The following is an 8,013-nucleotide window of genomic DNA, read 5'->3' as shown; positions in this document are numbered from 1 at the left end:
GTGCCTCTGTTTGCCGAGGAAATGTGTGGATTAGCAGCCCTTGACCGCCTTAAGGATGTGCTCTACGGCGACGAGGATCCTACCCAGGTGTATTACAAAGAAACTACCCTGCGGGTTGTTCAAGAGAAGGAGCAGTATAGCCTAGAGGTCTATCTTCCAGGAATTCCCAAGAACCAGGTGGAACTTAGCAAGAGCGGCGATGAGTTGAATATTCGCATTGGTAACCATCGGCGTAATTTGGTATTGCCCCAAGCGCTAGCCGCATTGCAACCATCGGGAGCCAAAATGGAAGCAGATTATCTCAAGATTCGTTTCTCTGGAGTCACTGGTTAGCGCACTGAGAAAAGGGTAAACAGCTATGCAGGATCACCATGAACCAGCAAAAATTCAGCTTGTGGCTGTGCCTGTGACACCAGAAGTGTTTCAGCCCTACGGACAAGTAATCAGTGCTCAGGGGGATGGTAAGCCCTACGATCGCCAAGATGCTCAACTGGTTCTAAGTCCTGGCACTCCTCGGTTTTACATCATGCGCCTTTACCAGCGGGGACTGAGTTTTCATCGTATTACTCGTCACCAACGCTGTACCCAATGTCTGGGATCCCTAGAGGGCAGGTCATGGTTCCTAGGGGTGGCCTCACCATCGCCAGCACCATACCCAGACCTAGCAACTATTCGCGCCTTTCAGATTCCAGGTAACTGTTTTGTCAAGCTAGAGGTGGGAACATGGCACGCAGGGCCTTACTTTGAGCATGAGTGGGTTGACTTTTACAATCTAGAGCTAGCTGATACGAATGTAGTTGATCATGATACCTGTGACTTGCGCTCAACCTATGGCCAGGAATTTCATATTCTTTGTCCTTAAAGGGTGAGCGTTGCCTACCCAAACCGCTAGACTTAGAGCTAGTGTTTTGTACTGGTGTTTTTTACAGGGCAGGGTCAAGGCTTGGAAAAGGGAACACTGGTTGAATTTCGGCAGCACAATGATGTGCGGCTAGCTGTGGTAGATCGTCCAGAGGGCAAGAAGCACTGGATTGTAATAGACGATCGCGGCCAACATTATACACTCCATCCTCGTGAGGTTACTTATACGGTATCTGGTCAGAGCTTTAAACCTGCGGACATTGTTAAATTTAAGCAAACAGTCCAAAGCTACTTGGATCCCTCTGGGCTAGAAGTTGCTTGGGAATTGTTAGTGGAAGACAACCAGACTACAAGTCCAGCAGAATTGGCTGACATCTTATTTTCCGATCGCAGCCCTGAATATTGCTACGCGGCCCACTGCTTGTTGTCCGCGGACAAGTTATATTTCAAGCAAAAGGGCGATCGCTACGAACCACGCTCTGCTAATCAAGTTGCCGAACTCAAGCATCAACAAGCAGTTACTGAGCAAAAACAGCAGGAATGGCAAACCTTCCTCAACCAAGTTACGCAATTGATAGAGCAGACTAGCTCTGCTCAGGGCCAGCAAGTTCCTCTAAAACTGCCTCATAGTCCAACCCAATATCCTGCTAATTGGGACGCAAAGACACGCTCGCGTATTGAGTCGGTAGAGCGGTTTGCTACTCTAGGAGAAGAGGCAACTCAAATTGCACAAGCCCGTGAAATTTTGGCTGCCTTGCATCGTCCAGAAACGCCCCAAGCTGCGTTCCAACTGCTGGTAGACCTGGGTCTGTGGCATCCCCACGAAAACCTATTTCTCCGGCGGAGTCAAATCCCCGTTACGTTTCTACCTGAGGTGCTAGCAGTGGCCCATAGTTGCTTAAATCAGCCTGTTTCCGATATAGATGCAGATCACCGGCTAGATCTCACGCATCTGAAGGTCTATACGATCGACGATGAAAGCACCCGTGAGATCGACGATGGCTTGAGTATTGAAGACCTATCTGATGGACGGCAACGTCTCTGGATCCACATTGCTGACCCTACTCGGTTGATCCATCCCGGTGACACGCTAGACCTAGAAGCCCGACGACGGGGCACGACGGTTTATCTGCCCACGGGCATGATCCCCATGTTTCCACCCGAATTGGCCACAGGGCCAATGAGTCTGGTACAGGGGCAAACCTGCTATGCCCTTAGCTTTGGGGTCATTCTCAGGGCTGACGGGGCCATTGCAGACTACTGCATCCATCCCACGCTTATTCGCCCTACCTATCGCCTTACCTACGAAGACGTAGATGAAATCCTTCAGTTGGGCGTGCAGGCAGAGCCAGAAATTGCTGCGATCGCTGAGTGGGCCACTTGTCGTCAACAATGGCGGTTATCCCAAGGTGCTATCAGCATCAACATGCCCGAATCGTCCATCAAAGTCCACAACGACGACATCAGCATCAATGTGCTAGATAGCTCAGCAGCACGGCAACTAGTTGCTGAGATGATGATTCTAGCCGGAGAAGTTGCTGGCCTGTACGGACAAACCCACAACCTTGCCATTCCCTTTCGCCAACAGCCTCAACCTGAATTGCCACCGGAGGAAGAGTTGTTACAACTTCCTGCTGGGCCAGTGCGCTTCTCAGCCATGCGCCGCTGTATGCCTCGCAGCGAAATCAGCATCACTCCTGCTCGCCATGCTAGTTTGGGGCTAGACACCTATACCCAAGTTACCTCTCCCATTCGTCGCTACAGCGACCTTTTAGCTCACTTCCAAATCAAGGCCCATCTCCGGGGTGATGCGTTGCCCTTTTCGGCAGAGCAAATGCAAGAGTTGTTGCTGGCTGTTAGCACTACCACCTCTGAAGCAACCCTCGTAGAGCGGCAAACTAACCGCTATTGGGGCTTGGAATATCTGCGTCGTCATCCTGATGAAGTCTGGCACGCTTTGATGTTGCGCTGGTTGCGAGACTATGAAAATTTGGGGTTGATTATGCTGGAAGACTTGGGATTAGAGCTAGCGATGCGATTTCAACGATCAGTGCAACCGGGCGATCGCTTTCTGGTCAAAGTCGTACACGTTGATCCCCGTCAAGATATTATTCAATTCCAGGATGTAGGCAATGTTCTGTAGACAAACGTATGGAGTGTCTAGTGGCGTGTAGCAGGTGAAAGGGGATGGGTGTTGATACTGCTTATGCTTTATGCGGGGTTTAATTACGTTTTGAGACACTGGGCAATGATGGGAAGGGAACATGCTTGAATGGAAAATCGGGTTGAGTACTGTTCCAAGAGGGATATGACTAAGCGCGATACCTACGGCTGTCAGAAGCTTGTCTCATTGAATGGTTTCTGCCAGGTGTTGAACTGGTTACTAGCTGTGTTATCCATCGTTGTCCTCTGGGGCGCGGTGTCAGGAGTAACGATCGCCCCTGCCCTAGCAGAAGACTACAACAAAGAGTTTCTAGTTGGTGTTGATTTTTCTGGGCGTGTACTTGTTGACTCTAGCTTTACTAAGGCTAATCTTCGCGGCAGCAACCTGAGTCACTGTGATTTGCGAGGAGTAAGTTTTTTCGGTGCTAACTTGGAGAATGCCAACCTAGAAGGAGCCAATCTGAGCAATGCTACGTTAGACACAGCCCGTCTAAGCGGCGCAAACTTGACGAATGCCATTCTTGAGGGGGCGTTTGCGTTTAATGCCAAGTTCAATGGCGCAACGATCACTGGTGCGGATTTTACCGACATCGAAATTCGCCGCGATGCCTTAAACTTACTTTGCCAGTCTGCCCAGGGCAAAAACCCGGTTACTGGGCGCAACACCCGTGATACTCTGGGCTGTGATTAAGACAACATGTTTGAACGAGTTGAACTAGACTCCTAAACCAGTTACGAATTTAACTTAATAGGTTTGCTAGGTTACCGCATAGCAGCAACTGGAGCTATACACTCTACCTGGATCTAGATTTTGTGGGTAAGGTGATTAACCAGTTCCAGTAGTGATTTTGTGGACTGACGTTTACGATCGTAACGGTACATGCTTGCAAAAAGTTTAAGAAGGTTAACTTTGCGCAAAACCTGATCCAAACTATTGCTGTATTACTGCGTATTGATAAATTCGCAATCAATCTGTTGCCAATAACAAGTTCTATTGCCGATAACAAGTCCGCTAACAATTTAACGTTTTAACGTTCTATCGATAAACTGCCTGTTGGTGCACGGGTATTTGCCTAAGCATAGTTACTCATTCCTTAGAATAGAGTATGCTTGGCTACAGTACCGATGCTAGTGACCTAAGTCAATTGTCAGAATACGCCAAATGTTAGGTGAAGTAATGGATCCTTTGTATCAATATGCATGGCTGATTCCGGTGTTGCCTCTTGTAGGGGCGACGATCGTGGGCACAGGGTTGATTTCCTTCAATGCTGCTGTCAACCGGGTTCGTAACCTAGCCTCCGTTTTTATCGTCTCCCTCCTGGGAGTTGCGATGGTCTTATCCTTCGGCATCCTTTGGAGCCAGATTCAGGGGCACGAGTCCTACACACGACTAATTGAGTGGGCTGCGGCTGGAAATTTTCACTTGACAATGGGCTATACCATTGATCACCTGACTGCGGTGATGCTGGTGATTGTTACAACGGTGGCCTTTTTAGTCATGATCTACACCGATGGCTACATGGCTCATGACCCTGGCTATGTGAGATTCTATGCCTACCTTAGCCTGTTTAGCTCCTCCATGCTAGGGCTGGTCATCAGCGTTAACTTGGTGCAGATCTATGTGTTTTGGGAATTGGTGGGCATGTGTTCCTACCTGCTGATTGGCTTCTGGTACGATCGCAAGCCCGCAGCAGAAGCCTGTCAGAAGGCGTTTGTGACCAACCGCGTTGGTGACTTTGGTCTGTTACTGGGCATCCTAGGTCTGTTTTGGGCAACCGGGAGCTTTGAGTTTGAGACCATTGGCGATCGCCTTCAGCACTTGGTAGAAACAGGTACTCTCAGTAGCTTCCTAGCAGCCTTGTTTGCCATACTTGTTTTCCTTGGCCCAGTGGCTAAGTCTGCCCAGTTCCCTCTCCATGTTTGGTTGCCAGATGCCATGGAAGGCCCGACACCTATCTCTGCCCTCATCCACGCAGCAACAATGGTGGCAGCAGGTGTGTTCCTATTGGCACGAATGTTCCCGGTGTTTGAGCATATTCCTGTGGCTATGGATGTGGTGGCATGGACAGGGGCATTCACTGCGTTCCTGGGGGCAACGATCGCCATCACCCAAAACGATATCAAAAAAGGTTTAGCCTACTCCACCATGTCTCAGTTGGGCTACATGGTCATGGCAATGGGTGTCGGTGCCTATAGTGCTGGTCTGTTTCACCTGATGACCCATGCCTACTTCAAGGCCATGATGTTTCTAGGATCCGGCTCTGTAATTCATGGGATGGAAGCTGTTGTTGGTCATAACCCCGCCTATGCCCAGGATATGCGCCTGATGGGAGGCTTGCGGAAGTACATGCCCATTACAGCCATCACCTTTTTTGTGGGAGTGTTGGCCATTTCTGGAATTCCACCTTTTTCTGGCTTCTGGTCGAAGGACGAAATCCTAGGAGCCGCTTTTGTGGCTAATCCCGCTCTGTGGATTGTAGGCTGGCTAACCGCTGGCATGACTGCTTTCTACATGTTCCGTATCTACTTCAATACCTTTGAAGGTGAGTTTCGGGGTAAGAATGCAGATTTGCTCGAAACCATTCGGCGAGAACAGTTAGTGCTGGCAGGTGCTTCCCTAGGGCCGGGTGCCATGCACGCTGCAGAGTTAGGCAATCACGGTCATGATAGCCATGATGGCCACCATCACAGTGACAAACCCCACGAATCCCCTATCTCCATGACACTGCCGCTAGTGTTGCTAGCAATTCCATCGATATTCATTGGGCTAGTGGGTACACCCTTTGCTAACTACTTTGAAGCGTTTGTCCATCCGCCGGGTGAAGTTGTGGAAGTGGTTGAGGGGTTCCATAGCCTGCCTGCGGAGGAAATGATGGAGTTTCTAGTAATGGCAGGTAGCTCCGTTGGTATTGGCCTAATTGGCATCACCTTAGCATCGCTGATGTACCTAAGTCACAAAATCGACCCTGCGAAGGTTGCCAAGCAAATTCAGCCGCTCTATAACCTGTCCTTTAACAAGTGGTATATCGACGACATCTATGATGCTGTGTTTGTCAAGGGTAGCCGTCGTCTGGCCCGACAGGTGTTGGAAGTTGACGTGAAGATTGTGGATGGCGTGGTTAACCTAGCTGGTTTGGTCACCTTGGTAAGCGGTGAAGCCTTGAAATATTTTGAGAATGGGCGTGCTCAATTCTACGCCTTGATCATTTTTGGGGCTGTGCTGGGATTAGTGGTCATCTCTGGTATTGCTTAAGGACAAACAGCAAATAACGAGTAACAGATAACGAACATGGATAATGCTTCTTTTCCCTGGTTGTCTACCATTATTGTTTTCCCGATCGTGGCAGCCTTGGCTATTCCCTTGATCCCCGACAAAGATGGCAAGACAGTGCGCTGGTACTCTCTAGCGATCGGTCTGATTGACTTTGCCTTAATTGTCTACGCTTTTTACACCCAGTACGACTTTGCTAACCCAGACCTGCAACTCGTAGAGAGCTACAACTGGGTGCCGTCGTTAGACTTAAAGTGGTCAGTTGGGGCTGATGGCTTGTCTATGCCCTTAATCTTACTGACGGGTTTTATCACTACCTTGGCGATTTTGGCCTCTTGGCCAGTAACCCTCAAGCCCAAGCTGTTCTACTTCCTCATGCTGGCAATGTACGGCGGGCAAATAGGCGTGTTCGCTGTGCAGGATATGCTGCTGTTCTTCCTCATGTGGGAGTTGGAGTTAATTCCTGTCTATTTACTGCTGTCAATCTGGGGTGGCTACAAGCGTCAGTATGCCGCTACGAAGTTCATTCTATACACAGCGGGCAGCTCGCTGTTTATTCTGGCGGCAGGCTTAGCGATGGCTTTCTATGGGGATAATGTCACATTTGACATGCGATCGCTGATGAACAAGGATTTCCCCATAGTGTTTCAATTGTGGATGTATGCCTGTTTCATCATCGCCTATGGCGTGAAATTACCCATCATTCCCCTGCATACTTGGCTACCCGATGCCCATGGCGAAGCTACGGCTCCGGTACACATGTTACTGGCAGGCATTCTGCTGAAGATGGGTGGCTATGCATTGATACGCATGAATGCTGAAATGCTGCCCCTTGCCCATGCAATTGTTGCTCCAGCCTTGGTAATCCTAGGCGTGGTTAACATTATTTATGCGGCCCTAACATCCTTTGCCCAGCGGAACTTAAAGCGCAAAATTGCCTATTCCTCCATTTCTCACATGGGCTTTGTGTTGATTGGCATTGCCTCCTTTACTAACCTGGGGTTGAGTGGGGCTGTGCTGCAAATGGTTTCCCATGGACTAATTGGGGCTAGCTTGTTCTTTTTAGTGGGGGCGACCTACGATCGTACCCATACCCTTATGCTGGATGAGATGGGTGGGGTAGGGAAAAAGATGCCTAAAATTTTCTCAATGTTCACTGCATGTTCTCTGGCTTCCTTAGCACTTCCCGGCATGAGCGGATTCGTAGCAGAACTAATGGTGTTTGTGGGGTTTGCCAATAGCAGTGCCTTTAGCCCCACCTTTAAGCTAGTCGTGATTATCCTGGCCGCCGTAGGGGTGATTCTCACACCTATATATCTGTTGTCCATGCTGCGAGAGATTTTCTACGGCCCAGAAAATAAGGAGCTAGTGTCTCACCAAAATTTGGTGGATGCTGAACCTCGTGAGGTGTTCATCATTGCCTGTTTATTGGTACCTATCATCGGCATTGGCTTCTATCCCAAGCTGTTGACCCAACTCTACGACAGTAAGACCAACCAAGTTACGGCAAAGCTACAGTCAGCAGTGGCAACTGTAGTGCAAAACAATGGTAAGCCTTTGGCTTCGCAGCCTGCGGGTAATGGAGCGACGATACCTACAATCGCCACTACTCTATCGTCTGACAATCTATCGTCTGACAAATAGTGCTCGATAAATTGGATAACCCTGTGCCATAGTGGTCATCTCGCGTTCGGTGGGTACAGGCATAGGGTTACTCG

General features: G+C 49.3%; 6 protein-coding genes. All 6 read left to right on the top strand.

The features are described from left to right. Positions 1–333 (top strand): arsenic-transporting ATPase (locus NZ772_09370; GenBank protein ID MCS6813762.1); only part of this gene is annotated, 333 nt, incomplete at its 5' end. A 25-nt stretch (positions 334–358) separates the two neighbouring features. Then, positions 359–862 (top strand): ureidoglycolate lyase, encoded by a 504-nt coding sequence (locus tag NZ772_09365; protein MCS6813761.1) that lies wholly within the window; start codon positions 359–361, stop codon positions 860–862. Between the two features lie 81 nt (positions 863–943). Further along, complete coding sequence (locus NZ772_09360) at positions 944–3,004, top strand: ribonuclease R (GenBank protein MCS6813760.1); 2,061 nt, start codon at positions 944–946, stop codon at positions 3,002–3,004. A 165-nt stretch (positions 3,005–3,169) separates the two neighbouring features. After that, positions 3,170–3,715, top strand: coding sequence for a pentapeptide repeat-containing protein (locus NZ772_09355; protein ID MCS6813759.1), 546 nt, complete (start codon positions 3,170–3,172; stop codon positions 3,713–3,715). A gap of 486 nt (positions 3,716–4,201) precedes the next feature. Beyond that, positions 4,202–6,277 (top strand): NAD(P)H-quinone oxidoreductase subunit 5, encoded by a 2,076-nt coding sequence (locus tag NZ772_09350; GenBank protein ID MCS6813758.1) that lies wholly within the window; start codon positions 4,202–4,204, stop codon positions 6,275–6,277. Between the two features lie 36 nt (positions 6,278–6,313). Next, positions 6,314–7,939, top strand: a complete 1,626-nt coding sequence (gene ndhD1 / locus NZ772_09345; protein MCS6813757.1) for a photosynthetic/respiratory NAD(P)H-quinone oxidoreductase subunit D1 — start codon at positions 6,314–6,316, stop codon at positions 7,937–7,939. Positions 7,940–8,013 lie beyond the last annotated feature (74 nt).

The sequence above is a fragment of the Cyanobacteriota bacterium genome (assembly GCA_025054735.1).
In the GTDB taxonomy this organism is placed as follows: Bacteria; Cyanobacteriota; Cyanobacteriia; order SKYG9; family SKYG9; genus SKYG9.
Note: the sequence above shows the minus strand (reverse complement) of the source record. Positions and strands in the feature narration are given on the sequence as shown.